The following is a 23,070-nucleotide window of genomic DNA, read 5'->3' on the forward strand; positions in this document are numbered from 1 at the left end:
AAATAGCTCTACAAAATCAAAATTTCGTAATTTTGTTGCTATTAAACACGTATTAAATACTTTAAGATGGTTTCTCAAATTACAAGAGGCATAAAAATTTCCGTTTTGACTAGTTTTGAAGGCACTTACTTCAAAAACTATAAGATTCATTTTGCCTTTAGTTACGAGATTACAATTGAGAACCACAGTAAGGATTCGGTTCAACTAACTTCTCGTCATTGGGAAATTTTTGATTCATTAAATGATATAGAAATAGTTGACGGTGAAGGCATAATAGGAAAAAAACCCGTTTTAAAACCTGGTGAGCTTCACACGTATAGTTCTGGTTGTCTTTTAGCTTCGCCTTATGGAGCTATGAAAGGGTACTTCAATATGATTAATTTCACTACTACAAAACCCTTTAAAGTATTTGTTCCTACCTTTAGATTAAGTGCACCATTTGCTTTAAATTAATCTATTTTGTTTCTTTAGAATATATTTCGTTTTTCTTATACTTTCTTTATCAATTTTTTAAATTATCCTTTGTACTTTTGTTGTGCAATAAATTATTCGCAACATTTAGTGCAATTATCTATCTTTGAATGTCTAATCTTATCTGTATTTAAACAGATTAAAAAATTACAATATCATGCTAAAAGGATTTTTTCACGTACCAAAAGCGGTAAACGAACCAGTAAAAGGGTATGCACCAAATTCACCTGAAAAAGCAGCCGTACAAGCAGCTTACACTAAAATGTGGAATTCTAAAATCGATGTCCCTCTATATATTGGAAGCGAAGAAATTAGAACTGGAAATACAAAAAACATGTCGGCTCCTCACGACCACAAACATATTGTAGGAACATACCACCTTGCTGAAAAATCACATGTTGAGAAAGCTATTGCTAATGCTTTAGAATCTAGAACAGCATGGGCAAACATGGCTTGGGAACAACGTGCAGCTATTTTCTTAAAAGCAGCTGAACTAATTGCAGGACCTTACAGAGCTAGAATCAATGCTGCAACAATGATTGCGCAATCTAAAAATATACACCAAGCAGAAATTGATGCTTCCTGTGAGCTGATTGACTTTTTACGTTTTAACGTAGAGTTTATGACTCAAATATACGGAGATCAACCAACGTCTACTTCAGATATGTGGAACCGTCTAGAATACAGACCCCTAGAAGGATTTGTATACGCGATTACTCCATTTAACTTTACAGCAATTGCTGCTAATCTTCCTGCAAGTGCTGCCATGATGGGTAACGTAGTGATTTGGAAACCAAGTGATAGCCAAGTATTCTCAGCACAAATTATTATTGAAGTATTCAAAGAAGCAGGAGTTCCTGATGGAGTTATCAATGTTGTTTTTGGTGATGCGTTAATGGTTACGGATACGGTTCTTGCAAGTCGTGATTTTGCAGGATTGCATTTCACAGGTTCAACTCATGTTTTCAAAGACATTTGGGCAAAAATTGGAACAAACATTCACCACTATAAAACATACCCAAGAATTGTGGGAGAAACTGGTGGTAAAGATTTTATCATTGCACACCCTAGCGCTAATGCGAAACAAGTTTCTACTGGAATTGTACGTGGCGCTTTCGAATTTCAAGGACAAAAATGTTCAGCAGCTTCTAGAGCTTATGTACCACAAAGTTTGTGGCCAGCGATTAAAGAACAAATTATCACTGATGTAAAATCAATGAAAATGGGTTCTCCAGAAGATTTTGGTAACTTTATCACAGCTGTTATTCATGAAGGTTCATTTGATAAATTAGCTGGTTTTATTGACCAAGCTAAAAAAGATGCAGATGCTGAAATCATCGTTGGAGGAAACTACGACAAATCAGTGGGATATTTTATTGAGCCTACAGTTATCGTAACAACAAACCCTCATTACACCACAATGGCAACTGAATTATTCGGACCAGTAATGACTATTTTCGTTTACGAAGATGCGAAATGGGAAGAAACACTGGAATTAGTAGATACTACATCTGAATATGCATTAACGGGAGCTGTTTTCAGTCAAGATCGTTATGCAATTGAAGTAGCAACCGTAAAATTACAAAATGCTGCTGGTAACTTCTATATCAATGATAAACCAACAGGTGCTGTTGTAGGTCAACAACCATTTGGTGGAGCAAGAGCTTCAGGAACAAATGACAAGGCAGGTTCTCCATTGAACTTATTGCGTTGGGCTTCTCCTAGAACAATCAAAGAAACTTTTGTTACTCCAGTTGATTACAGATACCCGTTTTTGGGAGAATAATTAACAAAAGTTAAAGTACTTTTAAAAATAACAAAACCCACAAGAACCAATAGTGTTCTTGTGGGTTTTTATTTTAAATCAAAGAAACTTTTTTGCCTGTTTCGGCAGCTTCGTAAATAGCTTCTATAATTCGGACATCCTTTATTCCTTCTTCTCCAGTAATATGACTAGGTAATTTTTTATTTTCTAAAATCAATTTTCCTATTTCATCAAGTTGCGTTTGCTGTTGATTTATTTCAGGGAAATTCAATTCTCCATTACTAGTTCTTCCTTTAAATGGTCCGTAACTTATAGCAGGACTTAATTCAAAAAAACCATCATCAGCCGATGCAAATAACCTATCAACTCCACAATTATTAGTACTAGCGGAGTTACTAACTGCTCCACTTGGAAAATTCATTTGCCATGTAATCGATTCTTCAACCTCGGCATATTTAATTTTATTAGTAATGGGGCCAAATTGCGCCGTTACCGAAATAGGTTCTTCACCCAGTATATAGCGACTCGCTTGAATGCAATAAATTCCTAAATTAACCAACGGCCCACCTCCCGACAATGCCTTTTTTTGATGCCAATCAATCGTATCGCCTGTATTATAACCTAAAGAAGTTTCTATTAAACGCACTTGACCAAAAACCTTTTCTTGACCCAATCGTTTCATCTCTAAATTATACGGTTCGTAATGCAAACGATAACCAACGGCTAATTGAACACCCGCTTTCTCGCAAGCGTCAATCATTTCTTGACAATCACTAGCCGTAACTGCCATAGGTTTCTCTACAATAACATGTTTTCCTGCCTTTGCAGCCCTAATCACATATTCCTTGTGCATCGCATTAGGCAAAACCACATAGACCAAATCAATGTCTTTGTTGTGAATGATGCTATCAAAATTTTGATAATTGTATTTATTTTTCTCTGGAATATTGTATTTCTTTCCCCAATCTACAGCTTTTGAAGGTGTTCCTGTTACAATTCCCGCTAAACGACAATATTTAGAAACTTGTAATCCCTCGGCTAAATATCCTGCATAACGACCCAATCCGATAAGAGCAATATTCAGTTTTTTTTCGTCATGAATGGCACTATTATTTTCAGCCAAGCTCATAAATGAAGGCAATGATGCCATTACTGTTGTTGCCCCAACTCCAATACCAAAATTATGTACAAAAGTGCGTCTAGATATTTTTTTCATTGTTCTCCGGTTTTAATTATCAGCTAAATAATAAGACAGTTGAAACTTTCGAATGTTACAAAATTTGGATAAAAAAAGAAACCCTACAAAAACACAAAGTCTTTGTAGGGGTAGTTATTTCTGAATTTAATATTCGAATATAATGTTAATTCATTGTATTAAACCACAAACTTCAATGGTAAATGCACCACCTTCTTGGTTTCAAAGAATTCATCTTCAAAAAAGTCGGCTAAATTATATTCTGTTGCCTTAGGAAAATCCTTCAACTCTTCGGTTAAATCTCCTCCTTTAAGGTATAAGATTCCGTTTTTCAAAGCGTGTTTCTGTTGCTTTTTTATTTTGGTTTTCACCCAAGAAACAAAATCTGGCATATTCGTAACGGCACGACTTACGATAAAATCAAAGTCTCCCTTCACATTTTCAGCACGTAATTGTTCTGCTTTTACATTTTTTAATTCTAATGCATCAACAACTCCTTGAACTACTTTTATTTTCTTGGCAATTATATCTATCAAAAAGAAACGCGTTTCAGGAAAAAGAATCGCCAAAGGAATTCCAGGAAATCCTCCACCAGTGCCCACATCGAGAACAAAAGTTCCTGGTTCAAATTTCATAACTTTTGCAATTCCAAGTGAATGCAAAATATGCTTAGTATATAAAGCGTCTATATCTTTTCTAGAAATAACATTTATTTTTTCATTCCAATCGTGATATAAAAAATCCAATTTTGCGAATTGTTCTTTTTGAATCTCAGTTAAATAAGGAAAATACTTAATAATCTCATCCATCGTTCTAATTTTTTAACAAAAGTACTATTTTTAACTCTGAAATATTTAACTCAATTTTGCAGAGTTGAAAATTTTAATAATTATCTTTGGAACTTATTACAATTACTTATGAATAATACTGCACCTACATTTGCAAAACAAGATAAACTGAAGTTCTTCAGAACACTTAACTCGCGGGTGAACAATTACTTCAAGGAAAACAACATCCAAAAAACAGGAAACTGGAGGCTTTATTTAAAAACGATTATTCTTATTACCGTTTTTCTAGCTCCTTACTTCTTGATTTTAACATTGGACATGCCTTTCTGGGCACATCTTCTATTGACCATTGTTATGGGAATAGGAATGGCTGGAGTAGGAATGAATGTAATGCATGATGGAAATCATGGTTCATATTCTAACAAAGGTTGGGTTAATAAATTTATGGGAGGAACCATTTATGTTTTGGCCGGAAATGTTCACAACTGGCAAGTACAGCATAATGTGTTACACCATACATATACTAACATCCCAGGTCATGATGAAGATCTAGATGCAGGAAGAATCATTCGTTTTACAAAAGACGCAAAGTGGCATAATTTCCACCGTTTCCAACAATATTATTCCGTGTTTTTATACGGCTTACTTACTTTTAATTGGGCTTTAACAACTGATTTCAAGCAAATGAGAAGTTACCTAAAAAGAAAACTATCTTATGGAGAAGCCAAGAGTCCAAAAATACTTTGGACCACATTAATTATCACTAAAATCATCTACGTTTCTATCTGGATTGTACTACCAATCGTTATTGGTATCACTTGGTGGAAAGTATTAATAGGATTTTTTGTAATGCATTATACGGCTGGATTAATACTAAGTGTAGTATTCCAATTAGCACATGTTGTAGAAGAAACGACTAATCCATCACCAAATGAATTAGGCGAAATGGATAACACTTGGGCCATTCACCAATTATTCACCACTACTAATTTTGCTCCAAGAAACGCAATTGTAAACTGGTACACTGGAGGATTAAACCACCAAATTGAACACCATATTTTTCCTAACATCAGTCATGTACATTACGGAAAAATTGCCAAAATTGTAAAAGAAACAGCATTAGAATGTAACTTGCCTTATTACGAATACAAGACAATGCGTGCTGCGGTTATTGCACACTTTAAACATTTGAAAGAGTTAGGCATGAAACCCGAAATGATATAAAATACATCTCTACATCAAAAATAAAACTATAAACAAATAATTAACCTCCCTTTTTTAACAAACAGGGAATTCAACACTACTTTAATGAATCCACTTTCAGACAGAATTAACAATCTAGCGACTTCACAAACATTAGCAATGGCTGCTTTAGCTAGAGAATTAAAAGCACAAGGAAAAGACATCATCAGTTTAAGTTTAGGGGAACCTGACTTCAATACACCTGACTTCATTAAAGAAGCAGCAAAACAAGCTATTGACGATAATTATAGCACTTATTCTCCAGTTGAAGGATACGGTGATTTGAAAGAAGCAATTTGCCGAAAATTCAAAAGAGACAACAATTTAGAGTACAAACCATCTCAAATTGTAGTTTCAACAGGAGCAAAACAATCTTTGTACAACATTGCACAAGTAATGTTAAACGATGGTGACGAAGTTATTTTACCTGCACCGTACTGGGTTTCATATTTCGAAATCGTAAAATTATCTGGAGGAGTTCCTGTAGAAGTTCCTACTTCTATCGAAACTGATTTCAAAATCACTCCAGCGCAACTAGAAGCAGCAATCACACCAAAAACAAAAATGATGTGGTTCTCAACTCCTTGTAATCCATCAGGATCTGTTTACAACCGTGAGGAGTTAACAGCTCTTGCTGCAGTATTAGAAAAACACCCTAACGTATATGTTGTTGCTGATGAAATTTATGAGCACATCAATTTCTCAGGAACTTTTTGTAGTATTGGTTCTATCCCAGGAATGTTTGACAAAACGATAACTGTAAACGGAGTTGCCAAAGCTTTTGCTATGACAGGATACCGTATTGGTTACATTGGAGCACCTGAATTTATCGCTAAAGCGTGTACCAAAATTCAAGGTCAAGTAACTTCAGGAGCTAACAGTATTGCACAACGTGCTACAATTACGGCAGTCGATGCTGATCCATCGGTTTTGAAACACATGGTTGACGCTTTTCATTCTCGTAGAGATTTAGTAGTTGGTTTATTGAAAGAAATTCCAGGAGTAAAAATCAACGTTCCAGAAGGAGCATTTTACGTATTTCCTGACGTTTCTTCTTTCTTCGGAAAAACATTAAAAGGTACTGAAATCAAAAATGCAATGGATTTATCTATGTACCTATTAGCCGAAGCTAATGTAGCTACGGTAACAGGTGATGCTTTTGGAAACCCTGACTGTATCCGTTTCTCTTACGCAACTAGCGACGAGATATTGAAAGAAGCATTAAAAAGAATCAAAGATGCATTAGCACTATAATAAAACATCTAAAAGTCTACAAACCGACTTTTATACATCTAAATACCTCAGGAAATTTTCTTGAGGTATTTTTTTTGGGCGTGACCCAAAAAGGGTCGTGCTATTCGCTGTATTCCCGATTAACAAAAACTACGGCTAAAAAGCCTTGTTTTTCTAAATCGGGAGATGCCGCTACTATCCCTCACGCGGATTGTGACTATAATAAGTATTATTAAGAAAATAATTTATGAATTGGAGGTAATAAAAATTGATTTATTTACTTTTACTATCTCAATAAGACAACAAAAACATGAAAATACTATTGCTAGGTTCAGGTGAATTAGGAAAAGAATTTGTAATCGCAGCGCAACGCATCGGGCAAACCGTAATTGCCGTTGACAGTTATGAAAACGCACCCGCCATGCAAGTAGCTCATGGATTTGAAGTTATCAATATGCTTGATGGAGTCGAACTCGATCGTATTGTAGCCAAACACCAACCTGATTTTATTGTTCCCGAAATTGAAGCCATTCGTACCGAACGTTTTTATGATTATGAGAAGCAAGGAATTACAGTAGTTCCATCGGCAAAAGCGGCTAACTTTACCATGAATCGCAAAGCCATTCGCGATCTCGCTGCTAAAGAATTGGGATTAAAAACAGCCAATTACCGTTATGCCACAACTGCCGAAGAACTGCAAAAAGGAGTCGAAGCTGTCGGAATGCCTTGTGTGGTAAAACCCTTAATGTCTTCCTCTGGAAAAGGGCAATCCACTATAAAAACCGAAGCCGACATTGAGCAAGCGTGGAATTACGCCGTTGAAGGATCACGTGGTGACGTGGTTGAAGTAATTGTCGAGGCGTTTGTAAAATTCAATTCGGAGATTACTTTATTAACCGTTACCCAAAATAACAATCCTACATTGTTTTGTGCGCCTATAGGTCACCGACAAGAACGGGGCGATTACCAGGAAAGCTGGCAACCTGCTAGAATATCGGATGCAGCCTTGTATGAAGCACAAGACATGGCCGAAAAAGTAACCGAAGCACTTGGTGGTGCTGGACTTTTTGGTGTAGAGTTTTTCTTGGCCGATGATGGGGTCTATTTCTCTGAACTCTCCCCTCGCCCACATGATACTGGAATGGTAACACTCGCAGGAACACAAAATTTCAATGAATTCGAATTGCATTTACGAGCCATCTTAAGTTTACCGATTTCTGGAATTACACTTGAAAAAGCAGGAGCCAGTGCGGTAATTTTAGCTTCGGAAAACAGTACAAATCCAACATTTATTGGACTAGAACAAATAGCCGCTTTACCAAAAACTGATTTTAGAATCTTTGGCAAACCCACATCACGTCCGTACAGAAGAATGGGAGTGGCATTAACAAATGACACCTTAGAAACCCCTATTGAAGAAATTGTAGAACGTGCCAAAGAAGCAGCCGCATTAATAGAAGTTCATTATTAAATTATTGCTTTGATAGTCGAAATCCCTTTGGAGTCATCGAAGTATTTTTCTTAAACAAACGCACAAAATAAGAGTAATCATCGTAACCTAATTTGGTAGCGATTTCGTTTATGGTTAAGTTTTTATTCATCAACATGCGTTTTGCTTCCAGAATTATTCTGTCTGTTATAACCTGAGTCGTTGTCTTTTTTAGGATTTCATTACAAATTCTATTGAGATGCTTTAAGCTAATATTCAGTGCATCTGCATAAAAAGAGGCTGCTTTTTCATCAATAAATTTTTTTTCTACTAATTGCCCAAATTGCTTGATTTTACTATTGTAGGCATGTACTTCAGGTACTACGGTCTCATTGTATTTTCGAGCCAATTCAATATGAATACAATCCAATAAATTCAAGATTTTGTCTTGTTTAAAAATTTTATATTCTAAACTTTCCGCAAGCATCATTTTAAACAACGGCTGTAGTGCTATTGATTCTTGATCTGTTAATAAAATTTCTGATTTGGTGTTCACCGAAAAGTAAAAAGGAAAACTGTCTACGTCTTTTTGTCCAAAATAGAGATTGTACATTTCTTTTGAATAAAAAACAACAAAACCATCTACGTCTTCTGATAAATTCCAGTGATGCATTTGCCCTGGTTGCAAAACAAAAATACTTCCAGGTTGCACTTTAAACTTATCAAAATCCACCTCGTGACTGCCTGAACCAGCTGTAAAAAAGACTAATAAATAAAAATCATGCCGATGCGGTTTTTCTACAAAACTATGAGTCACTAAATGATTCTTAAACGTATTGATATAAAAATCACTGTTGACTGAATTGCAATTGAACTGTTGTATGTTGTAAATAGGGTATTTTTTCATACTGTACAAAATGTCTTTATTGTGCTATAACTAGCGAATATATAAAATAGCTAGAAGAGAATGATGGAATACCTTTGAAAAAAAAATAAAATGGCAAATTCACTTGTTCACATCCTAAATAATGAATGTCCTCACTGTAATAAAGGTAAGGTTTTCAATGAAAAAAGCATCTTTTTTAACATTGGGTTTCCAAAGATGAATCAAAGTTGCTCTCACTGCCACTATAAATTCGAGAAAGAACCCGGTTACTTTTTTGGCGCCATGTATGTCAATTATGGACTAACTGTTGCACAATCAATTGCGACCTACGTTATAGCCCAATTTTTCTTTGTAGAAACATTCGACTTACGTATTATTGCTATCATCGCCTTTGTAATCATAGCAATGGCTTCTTTTAATATCCGTTTTTCTAGATTATTATGGATTTATATGTTTAAAAATTATTCGTTATAAAACAAGCAAACGAATTTTATTAAAAACTATTATCTTAGCATCTGAAACCTTATAAGATGCCTTTAATACTTCAAAATATTGCAAAACACATCCTACTCACACCTGAGGAGCAACAACTATTTTTATCCAAAATTGAAGTACATCATTTTAAGGCAAAAACTATTTTATTGAACTCAGGAGAAATTTGTACCCATTCCTATTTTGTAAATTCTGGACTGCTGAGAAGCTTTAATATTAATGATAATATAGTAGAGCATGTACTTAATTTTGCCTGTGAAGGCTATTGGATTGGAGATATGTATAGTTTAATATCACAAAAGCCAGGAAATCTTTTTATTGAAGTACTAGAAGATGCTGAAATTGTTTTTCTTTCTAAAGAAAATCAAGAACTATTATACAGCAAAATACCAAAACTAGAGCGCTTTTTTAGAATCCTAACCGAAAATTCATTGGTAGCCAATCAAGAGCGTTTAATGGACAACTTAAGCCTATCTGCTGAAGAGCGCTTTGAGAAATTTTGCAAAAGATACCCAACACTTATTCAAAAAGTTCCTCAAAAACAAATTGCATCCTACATAGGTGTTACTCCTGAATTTTTTAGCAAAATGAAATCTCGACTACTTAGAAAGTAGTTATTTACGGAACCCTTTTTATCCTGCACTCCTTTTCTTAATCTAGGTTAAGTGCTTTCCCCCTTCACTATTTGTAAATTTGTAGTATAAAAATCACTAAATTTATACAAGATGAAAAATACAGTTTTACATAAAGCCAATACAAGAGGACATGCTGATCACGGATGGTTGAAAGCTAATTTTAGTTTTAGTTTTGGAAGTTGGTACAATCCTGAAAGAGTACAATTTGGCGCACTTCGCGTTTTAAACGATGATATTATAGGAGAAGGAATGGGTTTTGGAACGCATCCACACGATAATATGGAAATCATCACTATTCCGCTAGAAGGTGATTTAGCACACAAAGACAGCATGGGAAATGCCGCTACAATCAAAAATGGAGATGTGCAAGTAATGAGTGCTGGAACCGGAATCCAACACAGTGAATTCAATCCTAATGCCGATTTAAAAACAAAGTCATTACAAATTTGGGTTTTTCCAAACAAACGCAATGTCACTCCTCGTTACCAACAAATCTCTTTAAATAAAGAAGATCGTAATAATAAATTACAACAAATCCTATCACCAAATCCAGAAGACGATGGCGTATGGATTCATCAAGATGCTTGGTTTCATTTGGGTAAATTTGACAAAGACAGTGTTGTTACTTATGATCTAAAAAAAGATGGAAATGGCGTTTATGCCTTTATCCTTTCTGGTAAGTTGACCATTAACGGACAAGAATTAGAAACTCGTGATGGTTTTGGAATTTGGGATGTCAATTCATTAGAAATAAAAATGACAACTGAGGCTGAAATTTTATTAATGGAAGTTCCAATGAAATATTAACTTTATAAAGTAAAAAAGAAACGATGACACAGGATATAAAACTAGAAGTAAACGATAAAAAAGGTTTTTTCTACATAGAAAATGAAGGGAAGCTTCAAGCTAAAATGACATTTATTTTTGCAGGTGAGCACCAAATTATTATTGATCATACTGAAGTCAACTCGAACCAAAACGGAAAGGGATTCGGAAAACAAATGGTCGAAAGTGCTGTTGCTTATGCACGCGAAAGAGGAATTAAAATTCTCCCTTTATGCCCATTTGCCAAAAATGTTTTTGATAAAAATACGACTTTAAACGACGTATTATAACATGGAAAATGTATTAGAGAATAACATTACTGGACATATTGGAACTCAAAAGTATTTCTGTACTATCACATGGCGAAACGGCAAACTTATAATGGATGAGCCCGATAGTATTGAAGGAAAAGATCTTGGTCCAGATCCTTACTCTACACTCCTAGCATCACTAGCAGGCTGTACGTTATCTACTTTACGAATGTATATTGACCGCAAAGGTTGGGATATTCCAGAAATAAATGTTTCTTTAAACTTTTACCAAGAAAACGATCCCGAGCTGACTACAACAATTTCACGCTCCATTAGTTTTTCAAAGGATATTGAAGAAGACATTAAGAAAAGGCTTTTAATAATTGCTGAAAAATGTCCCGTTTCTAAAATATTAAAAAACAATATTATAATCAATACAACACTATAATTATGGATCCAAAAGACATTAAAAAAGAATATACCAATGGTGAAGTTACCGTGGTATGGCAATCTGGGAAATGCATTCATTCTGGAAACTGTGTTAGAAATAATCCAGATGTATTTCAACCCAAAGAGAAACCTTGGATAAAAATTGAAGGCTCTTCGACTGAAAAAATAATTGAAACCGTAAATAAATGCCCTTCGGGTGCTTTGACTTATTACAAAAACAAATAAAATGAAAAAAATTATCGCTTTTGGTGCTTCATCAAGTACTACCTCTATAAACAAACAATTGGCAGTTTATGCTGCCGAGCAATTTAAAAATGCAACTGTTGAAGTTTTGGATTTGAATGATTATGAAATGCCCATTTTTTCTATGGACAAAGAAACAGCAAATGGGATTCCAGAATTAGCCAAGGATTTTTTTGCTAAACTAGGGAGCGCTGATTTGCTAGTCATTTCATTTGCAGAACACAATGGTGCATACTCTACTGCTTTTAAAAATATTTTTGATTGGACATCAAGAATCCATTCTAAAACATTCCAAGAAAAACAAACGCTTATCATGGCAACTTCACCAGGACCAAGAGGTGGAGCTTCTGTTTTAGAAATAGCAAAAAATCGTTTCCCTTTTCAAGGCGCAGTGGTAAAAGGAAGTTTTTCTTTACCTAGTTTCCATGAAAATTTTGACGAAAAAGAAGGAATTACAAACACCGATTTAAACAATGAATTGTTACAAATTGTACAATCAATTACGCTGTAGTTTTATTTAAAATTCCTATTTCAAAAAAAATGCAATTCTATTGCAAAAGCGTTGTGTCGAGCAGCGCTTTTTTTATGTGTTGAAATTAAAGTTCGCTATATTTAGCCCTGATGGCAGCGAAAATCCTCGCAGAGATTGTAGCGAACAGCAGGAGAAGTGTACCAAAGAACAACTATTGTTGGTGCTCCTAAAAAAAATACTATTTTTGCAGTCGGTTTTGTTGTTGTAATTTAAAGAACTTAAACCTTAAACTTTAAATAAAAAATATGAAAGCATACGTATTTCCAGGTCAAGGAGCGCAATTCACAGGAATGGGAAAAGACTTATATGAAAACTCTCCATTAGCCAAAGAATTATTTGAGAAAGCAAATGAAATTTTAGGTTTCCGCATTACAGACATCATGTTTGAAGGAACTGCTGAAGAATTGAAAGAAACTAAAGTGACACAACCAGCTGTTTTCTTGCATTCGGTTATTTTAGCAAAAACATTAGGAGCTGATTTCAAACCTGAAATGGTAGCGGGACATTCATTAGGTGAATTTTCAGCATTAGTAGCTAACGGTGCTTTATCATTTGAAGACGGATTAAAATTAGTTTCTCAAAGAGCCTTGGCAATGCAAAAAGCATGCGAAATCAAACCTTCAACAATGGCAGCAGTTTTAGGACTTGCAGACAATATTGTTGAAGAAGTTTGTGCCTCAATTGACGGAGTTGTTGTGGCTGCAAACTACAACTGCCCTGGACAACTAGTAATTTCTGGAGAAACAACTGCAGTTGAAAAAGCTTGTGAAGCAATGAAAGCAGCAGGTGCAAAACGCGCATTATTATTACCTGTAGGTGGTGCTTTTCACTCCCCAATGATGGAACCAGCAAGAGAAGAACTAGCAGCGGCTATTGAAGCAACTACGTTCTCTACTCCTATTTGTCCAGTGTATCAAAATGTTACTGCAACTGCAGTTTCTGACGCCAATGAAATCAAGAAAAACTTAATCATACAATTGACTGCTCCTGTGAAATGGACGCAATCAGTACAACAAATGATAAAAGATGGAGCTACTTTATTTACTGAAGTGGGTCCCGGAAAAGTATTAGCAGGTTTGATTGGGAAAATCGACAAAGAAGCGGTTACAGCAAATGCTTAATTAATATTCAACTCCTATTTTAATTTAAAACAGGCTTCAATATCATCCTCATAAATTAATTTTTGTGAGGATTTTTTTTGTGATAATTTCTAAAAAAACTTTTTTGAGTAAAAAGTTGTATATTTAACACTCTTGTTCTTCTAAAACAATTAATTATCAAAACATTAAAAAAATGAAAAAAGTACTTTTAAGTTTAGCCCTTGTCTTGGCATTAATGACCTCTTGTAAAGAAAAAACACAAGATAAAATGGGAGAAGCCACAGAAGCTGTTGGCGACGAAATGGATGAAGCAATGGATACAGCTGCGGTCAAAATTGATGCTGCGGTTGACTCCACTAAAGTAAAAGTTGGAGAAACTCTTGAAAAAGGAGCTGCAAAAATGGATGAAGCTGGTGAAAAAATGAAAGAAGCAGTTTCAAAATAATGGAATTAAAGGCTGTCAATTGACAGCCTTTTTTATTTTAATATGGGTATCAACCTATTTTAAATCCAATGACCTCGCTTGAATAGCCGTATCTGTAAAGTCTGAAAACACCCCATCCAAACCTAGCCTATAAAAAGCTTGATATTCTAAATGGGGGTTGTTATTGTAATCACTTAACAAACGATGGCTTTCATTTCTAAAAGTATAGGCATGCACTTGCAATCCTCTTTTATGTGCTTCATTAATTAAGCTTGTAGGCGGTAATGCCATTTTATCGGCTTCATTAATTTTACCATCGGCATTTTTATCATCTGCAATACCATCCTTATTTACGTCAGTTGCAGTATAAGGAATAATAAAAGGTTTCCAAGGACCAATTCCAGTGGCGTAGGTTTTTACAAAATCCAATCCTTTGGGCGTGATGAAAAATCCAAAATCTCTAGTATCCCCTTTTAAATACCAATCATAAGGCATTCCATCAGAAATCAATTCTCCTTTAGGTACTGAAAAAATTAAGTCCCCGTTTAGAGCAACATCTGTGCAACTTAACAACTGAATGGTTTTTACAGTTGATTTGGATCTAATGTATTGTAAGTTAGAAACTTCAAAAGATTGAACAAATACTGGAGCCTCACTATTATTCCAGCCAGCTACTTCTAATGCCGTTAATAATTTATCGGTAATAGGTAAGTTTAGCGCTTCATGAAATGAAGGGTGTTTTGTTTCTGGATAAATCCCAATGGTCCTTCCTAACTCTTTTGATTTTTGTTTTGCCAAAGCAATAACTTCTTCAAATGTAGGAATTAAATACAAGTTATTGAATTCTTGTGGCCTTTCGGCAAAAGCCTGTTTCGCACGCAATTTTTTTATCTCTGCCAAGGTAAAGTCAGACACAAACCAATCCGTTATTTGTTTTCCATCAATGTTTTTGGTTGTTTTTTTAGAAGCAAACTCGGGCATTTCTGAAACATTTGTTGTTCCTGACAACATGGGTTCATGGCGAACAACAAGGAAGCCGTCTTTGGTTACAACCAAATCGGGTTCAATAAAATCAGCCCCCATTTTTATTGCATTGGTATACCCTTCTATAGTATGCTCTGGCAAATACCCAGGCGTGCCACGGTGCCCAATAACAATTGTTTTTTCACCAGACAAAGTAAACTGTTTTTGAATTGGCATATTATTTTTTTTTAAATCATAACTTTTACATGATACTATAAAAATTAAACTCAAAAACAGGATACTTTTCTTTATCATACTTCTATTTTCTAACTTTCTGTTCCCAAGCCCATGCACTAGCCATTGCTTCGTCAAGTGTTGACTCTGCTTTCCAACCTAATACATTATTTGCTTTATCCGTATTGGCAAATGCTTCGATCACATCACCCTCACGACGCGGAACAAGTTTATAAGGCAATTTTTTACCACTCCCTTTTTCAAATGAATAAATAACTTCAAGAACGGAGCTTCCTGTACCTGTTCCTAAGTTAAAAACTTCCACTTTTTCTAAATTCTTTTTATTTAACAAGCGTTGTAATGCAATAACATGGGCTTTCGCCAAATCTACAACATGTATATAATCGCGAATACAGGTTCCATCAGGAGTAGGATAATCATGACCAAAAACAGATAATTCAGTTCTGATACCCATTCCTGTTTGGGTGATAAAAGGGACCAAATTTTGAGGAACTCCAAGAGGCAACTCACCAATTTCCCCAGAAGGATGTGCACCTATCGGGTTAAAATAACGCAATAAAATAGCATTTATATTAGTAACCTTAGCTGTATCTATAATGATTTCTTCTCCTATTTGCTTAGTATTTCCGTAAGGTGACATTGCTGTTTGAACAGGAGCATCCTCCGTAATTGGCATTTTTTCGGCTTGACCATAAACAGTACAAGAAGAACTAAAAATAAAACTTGCCTCCTCTTTTTTCTCTAATTCCTGCAAAATATAGATTAGCGTACTTAGGTTATTTTCATAATACAACAATGGATTTCCAACACTTTCTCCAACTGCTTTTGAAGCTGCAAAGTGAATTACTCCTGTTATATCGTGGTGTCTATTAAAAAACGCTTGTACCTTAGTTTTATCTCTTAAATCTAACTTTTCGAATGCTGGGATTTTTCCAGTTATATTTGAAATTCCATCCAATACACTTAGTGATGTATTTGACAAATCATCTACAATTAGTACATCAAAACCTTGATTTTGTAATTCTACAACAGTATGTGAACCTATAAAACCCAAACCTCCTGTTACAAGTATTTTCATAATTTATTTTTAATTAAAATGAGAGTTCTCATTTCATTTTATAAAAAAGACGCGATAAATCGCGTCTCCATTTTGCTTATTTTAAAAACTCTAAAACACTGTCCGTAATGAATTTTATTTGTTCATCATCAAGCTCTGTATGCATCGGTAACGAAATAACTTCTTTTACCAGTTGGTTTGTCACAGGAAAATCTTCTTCTTTGTAACGAACATCCATATACGCTTTTTGAGAGTGTAACGGAATTGGATAATAAATAGCACAAGGAATTCCTTTATCTAATAAATGCTGCATTAATCCATCTCTATCCGCATCTATAATGCGCAAGGTATATTGATGAAAAACATGACAATCACAAATGTCACAAATGTTTGGCGCAATAATGTTTTTATGTCCTTCAAATGCAAGTGAATACTTTCTAGCTGCATCTTGTCTTGCTTTATTATATTCATCTAACAAAGGTAATTTAGCATTTAAAACAGCAGCTTGAATACTATCTAAACGGGAATTCACTCCTACTACATCATGGTGATAGCGCTCGTACATTCCGTGATTTACAATTCCACGCAATGTATGTGCTAAAGCATCATCATTAGTAAAAATAGCGCCACCATCACCATAGCACCCTAAATTTTTAGATGGAAAAAATGAAGTAGCTCCAACATGACCAATAGTACCTGCTTTCTTTTTAGTACCATCCGAGAATTTACAGTTGGCACCAATCGCTTGTGCATTATCCTCTATAACATATAAATTATATTCCTTGGCAACTGCCATAATCGCTTCCATATTGGCCGCTCGTCCAAATAAATGAACTGGTACAATTGCTTTTGTTTTTGGAGTAATGGCACGTTTTATTTCTTCAATAGAAATATTCATATTATGTAGATCCACATCTACTAAAACTGGTGTCAATTGCAACAAAGCAATTACCTCTACCGTTGCAGCAAACGTAAAATCAGCAGTAATAACTTCATCTCCTGGCTTCAAACCCAATCCCATCATGGCGATTTGCAAAGCATCCGTCCCGTTTGCACATGGAATTACATGCTTAACATCTAGATAATCCTCTAATGTTTTTTGAAATTGGTGCACTTGAGGACCGTTGATATAGGTATTTGTGTTTAAAACTTCTTGGATAGACTCATTTACAACAGCCGAAATTTTATCATATTGACTTTTTAGGTCAACCATTTGAATTTTTTTCATTTATATTTTATTAAAACCAATTCATCTAAAAATTAAAAAAAGCACAAAACACAAAAATTACTGTTTTGGGGTTAATTCTTAGCCTTATAACATTAAATTAAACTGATTAATTTGAACTTTATCAAAACTCTTAATTGCAAAAATATGAATTTAAGCACTAAGATTTAAATGATAAACAAAAGAAACTGTATTTTAGCAAAATAAAATTTCTGGTATGCTTTTTCTTTATAACATCGTGATACAAATTACGGGTCCACTGTTAAAATTTATCTCTCTTTTTAACCCAAAAATCAAACTTTTTGTCAATGGACGAGAAAACGTTTTTCAAATTCTAGAAGAACAAATCAAACCCCAAGACAAATCATTTTGGTTTCATGCGGCTTCATTAGGAGAATACGAGCAAGGAATTCCCATAATTGAAAGAATAAAAAACGAGTATCCTTTACATAAAATTGTAGTTACCTTTTTTTCACCTTCGGGATACGAAGTTCGCAAAAACAATACCATTGCCGATGTAACCGTCTATCTCCCTTTGGACACCAAGAAAAACGCGAAAAGATTCCTAGAAATTGTTAATCCAGAAAAAGCTTTTTTTATTAAATATGAATATTGGCTGAACTATTTGAGTGAATTAAAAAAACAAAACACACCCACGTATTTAATTTCAGGTATTTTCAGAGAAAACCAAATGTTTTTTAAATGGTATGGCGGTTTTTACAGAAAAGCGTTAGACAGTTTTACCTATTTTTTTGTTCAAAATGAGAAGTCCAAACTATTATTACAGCAATTAGGAAAAACTAATGTTGTTATTTCAGGAGACACCCGTTTTGACAGAGTGGCTGCTATTCTAGAAAAAGACAATACGCTACAATTTATATCCGATTTTAAAAACGATACCTTGACTATCGTTGTAGGCAGTTCATGGCCAAAAGACGAAACTCTTTTACTTGACTTTATAAATAACAACACCTTAAATGTAAAGTTCATTATTGCACCTCATAACATCAAAAAAGAACAAATAGAAGAATTAAAAAATAAGATTTCAAAAAAAGTGGTTCTATTCACTGAAATGGAAGGCAAAAATCTTTCAGATTATGATGTCTTTATAATAGACACAATCGGCATTCTAACAAAAATCTATAGCTATGCTGACATCGCTTATGTAGGTGGAGGATTTGGAAAATCTGGAGTTCACAATCTATTAGAACCAGCCACTTTTGGAGTTCCAATAGTGATTGGCCCTAATTACTCCCGTTTTGCTGAAGCAATTGCTTTAGTAAACATTGGTGGTTGCGTATCTGTTTCTAAAACAAGTGAACTTAATAGTATCTTCAAAAACCTTGTTCTTGATGAAGCTTTCAGAAGCGAACAAGGACATATTTGTAGCACTTTTGTATTAATGAATAAAGGAGCAACAAATAGCATCATGAATAACATCTCCTAAAAAAGCATGTAAAAGTGATAAAAAACGCTTTGATTATATCGCAATAAATAAGGCTATTTTTTTAATTTTTACAAAAAATAAACATCCATTAAATTTTTTAGATAATTGCCTTAGCCATTTACTTCTAATTCAGTATCCGTAAATCTTAAAACAGTACCGCTAAAGAAATAATCACAGGTCTTAATCAAGTTGATCTACAAAATCATAAACACCTCATATATAGAATACTATGACTTAATTTCTATTTACAAGATACAATAAAATCGTTTAAATCTAGTCCGAAACAACTCCATTTTTTGCTACTTCTAATTTTACAATATTTAGTAAAAAATTAAATTGCATATTATTTTAAAAAAAAATTGAAAAAATAATTTACATATCAAAAATTTTATATCTTTGCGTCGAATTAATAATTAACCTTTATATTAAATTAAGATGAAAAAAGTATTTTTAAGTTTAGCTGCTGTTGCTGTTTTGACTGTTGTATCATGTAAAAAAGCTGACGCTTCTGCTGAAGACGCTTCTGCTGTAGTTGATTCTGCTGCTGTTGTTGTTGATTCTGCTGCTGCTGTAGTTGATTCTGCTGCTGTTGTTGTTGATTCTGCTGCTGCTGTTGCTACTGAAGCTGCTGCTACTGCTACTGAAGCTGCAAAAAAATAATTAGAATTTAATTCTAAAAATTTTAAAGCCATCCGCTTAGCGAGATGGCTTTTTTATTTTATATCACTTATTTACAGTCATAAAAAAGGAGCTCTTGATTAATTAATCAAGAGCTCCTTTTTACTTTACCATAAAATTTCCCTAATCTTCAAATATAAAATCATTATTGGAGAAATCTAATATTTCTGCTTTTGAACCATATTTGACTATTTCATCAATTCCTTTTTGAACCATCAACTCTGTGGTATATTTTCTGCTAGTTGCCTTGACAACACCATCAACTACAACCCTGAAAAAGAACTTCCCTTTAGTAGTTTTAAACTTCACGTAAGAACAAGTTTCAAAAACCGACCGGATATGCTCCGCGTCAGCCTCACAATCCATTCTTAATTCATATGCATTGCTAGTGAAAATTGTTTTTCCTTTTCTAGAAGTAAACTCAAATTTATAATCTCCGCTAAACCTTTTACTAATAACAAAAGAACCCATATTTTATTTAAGTGATATTTATGAATTTTCTATATAGACAAAAAAAAGCCTCTTCAAAAGAAGAGGCTTTAGTACTCAGAGCGGGACTTGAACCCGCACGAACATTGCTGTTCACTGGATTTTAAGTCCAGCGTGTCTACCAATTTCACCATCCGAGCATTATGTGGTGTCGAGCGAAAAACGGGGCTCGAACCCGCGACCTCGACCTTGGCAAGGTCGCGCTCTACCAACTGAGCTATTTTCGCATTTTCAATCGTTAAAAAGAACCGCGATACTTGTTCTGTATTGCGGATGCAAATTTAAGACATTTATTGAATTACGCAAGCCTTTTTCACAAAAAAAATCAAGATAAAAGTTAAACTTCTGATAACCTAAACTTTAAAAATAAAAAAAATTACTTTCTTGTCAGCATTCTTTTTATTTCGTTTAATTTCATTAAAGCCTCCACCGGCGTTACTGTATTTATATCTAAATTTAATATCTCTTCCTTAATTTCTTCTAACAACGGATCATCTAAATTAAAGAAACTCATTTGCATTTCATCCTTGTCTGACTTAATTCCATTTAATGCTTCACTGGAATGATTCCTTTCTAATTTCTTCAAGAGTTTTTGTGCTTTCAAAATTACAATCTGAGGCATCCCTGCCATTTTTGCTACATGAATTCCAAAACTATGAGCACTTCCTCCTTTGACTAATTTTCTAATAAAAAGAACAGTGTCTTTTAATTCCTTAACTGAAACATTATAATTCTGAATCCTAGGCAATGATTCACTCATTTCATTCAGCTCATGATAATGTGTCGCAAATAAAGTCTTGGGTTTAGACGGATGTTCATGTAAATATTCTGCGATGGCCCAAGCAATTGAAATCCCGTCATAAGTACTCGTTCCTCTACCAATTTCATCCAAGAGCACCAAACTTCGATCTGAAATATTATTCAAGATGGATGCCGTTTCATTCATCTCCACCATAAAAGTAGATTCCCCCATCGAAATATTATCCGAAGCCCCTACTCTTGTAAATATCTTATCAACTATTCCCATCCTAACACTATCAGCTGGAACAAAACTTCCCATTTGCCCTAACAATACAATCAAAGCAGTTTGACGTAAAATAGCCGATTTACCAGACATATTAGGTCCAGTAATCATTATCAATTGTTGTGTTTCTCTATCTAGATAAACATCATTAGCAATATAAGGTGTCCCTACTGGCAATTGCTTCTCAATAACAGGATGCCTTCCGTTTTTAATCTCTAATTCAAAAGTTTCGTCAAGAATTGGACAAACATACTTGTTTTCAATTGCTAATTGCGTAAAAGAACACAAACAATCCAACTGAGCTACTAAATTAGCATTCAACTGAACAGGCTTGATATAAGTGGTAATCCAAGCTACGAGTTGCTCGAATAATTCCGATTCTATTTTATGAATCTTTTCTTCGGCTCCAAGTATTTTAGTTTCGTATATTTTTAACTCCTCCGTAATATAACGTTCCGCATTAACTAAGGTTTGTTTCCGAATCCATTCCGGCGGGACTTTATCTTTATGGGTATTTCTAACTTCGATATAATACCCAAAAACATTATTAAATGAAATTTTTAAAGACGAAATCCCTGTTCGTTCTGACTCTCTAGCTTCAATTCCTTCTAGAAATTCTTTACCCGAAATGGATATCGCACGTAAATCATCTAATTCTTCATTAACACCTTTAGCAATAGCATTTCCTTTGGCTATAGCCACTGGCGCATCCTGATTTAAAGTAGTTTTGATTTTTTCACGTAACAATTCGCAACTATGCAAACTGTCACCAATAATCTTAACTGCTTCCTGCGGGCTTTCTAAAGCCAATTTTTTTATTGGAATAATGGCATCCAGCGACTCTTTAAGGTATACTACTTCCCGAGGCGATACTTTTCCTGCTGCAATTTTGGAAATTAAACGCTCCAAATCGGAAATTTGCTTAATTTGATATTGCATTTTCTGCAAAACCTCTTGATTCTCTTTCAAATAAGAAACTACTTGATGTCGGTTTTTTATTTTATTTCCATCTTTTAATGGCAATGCCAACCATCTTTTTAACAAACGACCGCCCATTGGCGAAAGCGTCTTATCTATAACATCCAAAAGCGTAACCGCATTGGGGTTATAACTATGATATAATTCTAAGTTACGAATGGTAAAACGATCCATCCAAACATAAGCATCTTCCGCTATTCGTTGAATCGAAGTAATATGCTGCACTCTATTGTGTTGTGTTTCAGATAAATAATATAAAATAGCCCCTGAAGCTATAATCCCTTCTTTTAAATCTTCAATTCCAAATCCTTTAAGGGAAATAGTTTGAAAATGTTTCGTTAAAGTTTCTAAAGCATAATCTTCTTTATAAATCCAATCTTCCAGATAAAAATTATGAAAATCTTCCCCAAAAGTATCTCGAAATTCATTCTTATAATTTTTGGGAATTAAAACCTCCGAAGGATTGAAATTTTGTAATAACTTATCAATATACTCCGCATTTCCTTGTGCAGTTAAGAATTCACCTGTAGAAACATCCAAAAAAGAAATACCAATCGATTTATTTGCAAAATAAATTGACGCTAAAAAATTATTCGTTTTAGAATGTAATACTTCATCATTCATGGAAACTCCTGGCGTAACTAATTCTGTCACCCCACGTTTCACAATAGACTTAGTCATTTTAGGATCTTCTAATTGATCACAAATTGCTACACGAAGACCAGCCTTAACTAATTTTGGCAAATAGGTGTTAATAGAATGATGTGGAAAACCAGCTAGTGCTGTTTCAGTTGCCGATCCTGCACCACGTTTCGTTAATGTAATACCAAGGATTTTTGAAGCTCTAACAGCATCATCTCCAAATGTTTCATAAAAATCACCTACACGAAACAACAAACAAGCATCTGGATATTTCCTTTTTATGTCGTTATATTGTTTCATTAAGGGCGTTTCCTTAACTACTTTATCTTTAGCTGCCAAATTATATGTGTT

Annotated in this window: 24 protein-coding genes and 2 tRNA genes; 16 read left to right on the forward strand and 10 right to left on the reverse strand. The window is 34.3% G+C overall.

Translation table 11 applies throughout. From position 1 onward, the window contains the following. Positions 1-66 precede the first annotated feature (66 nt). Entirely contained in the window at positions 67-453 is a 387-nt protein-coding gene (gene apaG, locus AB3G33_RS01120; RefSeq protein WP_367772011.1) for a Co2+/Mg2+ efflux protein ApaG, read from the forward strand. A gap of 175 nt (positions 454-628) precedes the next feature. Continuing rightward, entirely contained in the window at positions 629-2,257 is a 1,629-nt protein-coding gene (gene pruA, locus AB3G33_RS01125) for an L-glutamate gamma-semialdehyde dehydrogenase (RefSeq protein WP_367772012.1), read from the forward strand. Between the two features lie 73 nt (positions 2,258-2,330). On the opposite strand, the gene AB3G33_RS01130 is transcribed toward pruA, so the two are convergent. Beyond that, complete coding sequence (locus AB3G33_RS01130; protein ID WP_367772014.1) at positions 2,331-3,452, reverse strand: Gfo/Idh/MocA family protein; 1,122 nt, start codon at positions 3,450-3,452, stop codon at positions 2,331-2,333. A 158-nt stretch (positions 3,453-3,610) separates the two neighbouring features. Beyond that, positions 3,611-4,240, reverse strand: a complete 630-nt coding sequence (gene rsmG / locus AB3G33_RS01135; RefSeq protein WP_367772015.1) for a 16S rRNA (guanine(527)-N(7))-methyltransferase RsmG — start codon at positions 4,238-4,240, stop codon at positions 3,611-3,613. Between the two features lie 108 nt (positions 4,241-4,348). Here rsmG and AB3G33_RS01140 point away from each other — a divergent pair, with 108 nt between their 5' ends. The 3 genes from AB3G33_RS01140 to purT all read left to right on the forward strand — a co-directional run bounded on the left by AB3G33_RS01140 (position 4,349) and on the right by purT (position 8,165). Next, positions 4,349-5,443, forward strand: a complete 1,095-nt coding sequence (locus AB3G33_RS01140; RefSeq protein ID WP_367772016.1) for a fatty acid desaturase — start codon at positions 4,349-4,351, stop codon at positions 5,441-5,443. A gap of 84 nt (positions 5,444-5,527) precedes the next feature. Next, positions 5,528-6,715 carry a pyridoxal phosphate-dependent aminotransferase gene (locus tag AB3G33_RS01145; protein WP_367772017.1) on the forward strand — a complete coding sequence of 396 codons (1,188 nt, stop codon included), beginning with the start codon at positions 5,528-5,530 and terminating at the stop codon, positions 6,713-6,715. A gap of 289 nt (positions 6,716-7,004) precedes the next feature. Beyond that, entirely contained in the window at positions 7,005-8,165 is a 1,161-nt protein-coding gene (gene purT / locus AB3G33_RS01150) for a formate-dependent phosphoribosylglycinamide formyltransferase (protein ID WP_367772018.1), read from the forward strand. Position 8,166: 1 nt separating this feature from the next. Here purT and AB3G33_RS01155 read toward each other — a convergent pair whose 3' ends face one another. Further along, complete coding sequence (locus AB3G33_RS01155; protein WP_367772020.1) at positions 8,167-9,030, reverse strand: AraC family transcriptional regulator; 864 nt, start codon at positions 9,028-9,030, stop codon at positions 8,167-8,169. Between the two features lie 90 nt (positions 9,031-9,120). On the opposite strand from AB3G33_RS01155, the gene AB3G33_RS01160 reads away from it, so the two are divergent. The 9 genes from AB3G33_RS01160 to AB3G33_RS01200 all read left to right on the forward strand — a co-directional run bounded on the left by AB3G33_RS01160 (position 9,121) and on the right by AB3G33_RS01200 (position 13,982). Beyond that, positions 9,121-9,483 carry a DUF983 domain-containing protein gene (locus AB3G33_RS01160; RefSeq protein WP_367755168.1) on the forward strand — a complete coding sequence of 121 codons (363 nt, stop codon included), beginning with the start codon at positions 9,121-9,123 and terminating at the stop codon, positions 9,481-9,483. 56 nt (positions 9,484-9,539) lie between these two features. Continuing rightward, a complete protein-coding gene (locus tag AB3G33_RS01165) occupies positions 9,540-10,115 on the forward strand; it encodes a Crp/Fnr family transcriptional regulator (RefSeq protein ID WP_367772022.1) in 576 nt (191 codons plus the stop codon). 111 nt (positions 10,116-10,226) lie between these two features. After that, a complete protein-coding gene (locus tag AB3G33_RS01170; RefSeq protein ID WP_367772024.1) occupies positions 10,227-10,943 on the forward strand; it encodes a pirin family protein in 717 nt (238 codons plus the stop codon). A 23-nt stretch (positions 10,944-10,966) separates the two neighbouring features. Continuing rightward, complete coding sequence (locus AB3G33_RS01175; RefSeq protein WP_367755174.1) at positions 10,967-11,251, forward strand: GNAT family N-acetyltransferase; 285 nt, start codon at positions 10,967-10,969, stop codon at positions 11,249-11,251. A 1-nt stretch (position 11,252) separates the two neighbouring features. Further along, positions 11,253-11,660 (forward strand): OsmC family protein, encoded by a 408-nt coding sequence (locus tag AB3G33_RS01180; protein WP_367755176.1) that lies wholly within the window; start codon positions 11,253-11,255, stop codon positions 11,658-11,660. 2 nt (positions 11,661-11,662) lie between these two features. Then, positions 11,663-11,887, forward strand: coding sequence for a (4Fe-4S)-binding protein (locus AB3G33_RS01185; protein WP_367755178.1), 225 nt, complete (start codon positions 11,663-11,665; stop codon positions 11,885-11,887). A gap of 1 nt (position 11,888) precedes the next feature. Then, positions 11,889-12,416: an NADPH-dependent FMN reductase gene (locus tag AB3G33_RS01190; RefSeq protein WP_367772026.1), complete on the forward strand. Its 528-nt coding sequence runs from the start codon at positions 11,889-11,891 to the stop codon at positions 12,414-12,416. 266 nt (positions 12,417-12,682) lie between these two features. After that, positions 12,683-13,558 carry an ACP S-malonyltransferase gene (fabD, locus tag AB3G33_RS01195; protein ID WP_367755181.1) on the forward strand — a complete coding sequence of 292 codons (876 nt, stop codon included), beginning with the start codon at positions 12,683-12,685 and terminating at the stop codon, positions 13,556-13,558. A 172-nt stretch (positions 13,559-13,730) separates the two neighbouring features. Next, positions 13,731-13,982: a hypothetical protein gene (locus tag AB3G33_RS01200; protein ID WP_367755183.1), complete on the forward strand. Its 252-nt coding sequence runs from the start codon at positions 13,731-13,733 to the stop codon at positions 13,980-13,982. Between the two features lie 54 nt (positions 13,983-14,036). On the opposite strand, the gene AB3G33_RS01205 is transcribed toward AB3G33_RS01200, so the two are convergent. From AB3G33_RS01205 to AB3G33_RS01215, 3 genes are all read right to left on the reverse strand, one after another. Continuing rightward, positions 14,037-15,161, reverse strand: coding sequence for a glycerophosphodiester phosphodiesterase (locus AB3G33_RS01205; protein ID WP_367772028.1), 1,125 nt, complete (start codon positions 15,159-15,161; stop codon positions 14,037-14,039). Between the two features lie 82 nt (positions 15,162-15,243). Then, a complete protein-coding gene (galE, locus tag AB3G33_RS01210; protein WP_367772030.1) occupies positions 15,244-16,257 on the reverse strand; it encodes a UDP-glucose 4-epimerase GalE in 1,014 nt (337 codons plus the stop codon). Between the two features lie 76 nt (positions 16,258-16,333). Further along, the gene (locus AB3G33_RS01215; RefSeq protein WP_367772032.1) at positions 16,334-17,464 is read right to left on the reverse strand and encodes a DegT/DnrJ/EryC1/StrS family aminotransferase; all 1,131 of its coding nucleotides are present in this window, start codon (positions 17,462-17,464) and stop codon (positions 16,334-16,336) included. Between the two features lie 214 nt (positions 17,465-17,678). Between AB3G33_RS01215 and AB3G33_RS01220 the strand changes: the two genes are divergently transcribed. After that, complete coding sequence (locus tag AB3G33_RS01220) at positions 17,679-18,908, forward strand: 3-deoxy-D-manno-octulosonic acid transferase (protein WP_367772034.1); 1,230 nt, start codon at positions 17,679-17,681, stop codon at positions 18,906-18,908. Between the two features lie 435 nt (positions 18,909-19,343). Beyond that, on the forward strand, positions 19,344-19,568 hold the full coding sequence (locus AB3G33_RS01225; RefSeq protein WP_367755193.1) for a hypothetical protein: 225 nt from the start codon (positions 19,344-19,346) through the stop codon (positions 19,566-19,568). 141 nt (positions 19,569-19,709) lie between these two features. Here AB3G33_RS01225 and AB3G33_RS01230 read toward each other — a convergent pair whose 3' ends face one another. The 4 genes from AB3G33_RS01230 to mutS all read right to left on the reverse strand — a co-directional run bounded on the left by AB3G33_RS01230 (position 19,710) and on the right by mutS (position 23,058). Then, complete coding sequence (locus AB3G33_RS01230; RefSeq protein WP_367772036.1) at positions 19,710-20,057, reverse strand: DUF1508 domain-containing protein; 348 nt, start codon at positions 20,055-20,057, stop codon at positions 19,710-19,712. A gap of 72 nt (positions 20,058-20,129) precedes the next feature. Further along, a tRNA-Leu gene (locus AB3G33_RS01235) sits at positions 20,130-20,215 on the reverse strand. A gap of 14 nt (positions 20,216-20,229) precedes the next feature. After that, positions 20,230-20,302: transfer RNA gene (locus tag AB3G33_RS01240), tRNA-Gly, on the reverse strand. A gap of 149 nt (positions 20,303-20,451) precedes the next feature. Then, positions 20,452-23,058 carry a DNA mismatch repair protein MutS gene (gene mutS, locus AB3G33_RS01245; protein WP_367772038.1) on the reverse strand — a complete coding sequence of 869 codons (2,607 nt, stop codon included), beginning with the start codon at positions 23,056-23,058 and terminating at the stop codon, positions 20,452-20,454. Between the last annotated feature and the right edge of the window lie 12 nt (positions 23,059-23,070).

Origin of the sequence: Flavobacterium sp. WC2421, assembly GCF_040822115.1 — a bacterium.
GTDB lineage: Bacteria > Bacteroidota > Bacteroidia > Flavobacteriales > Flavobacteriaceae > Flavobacterium.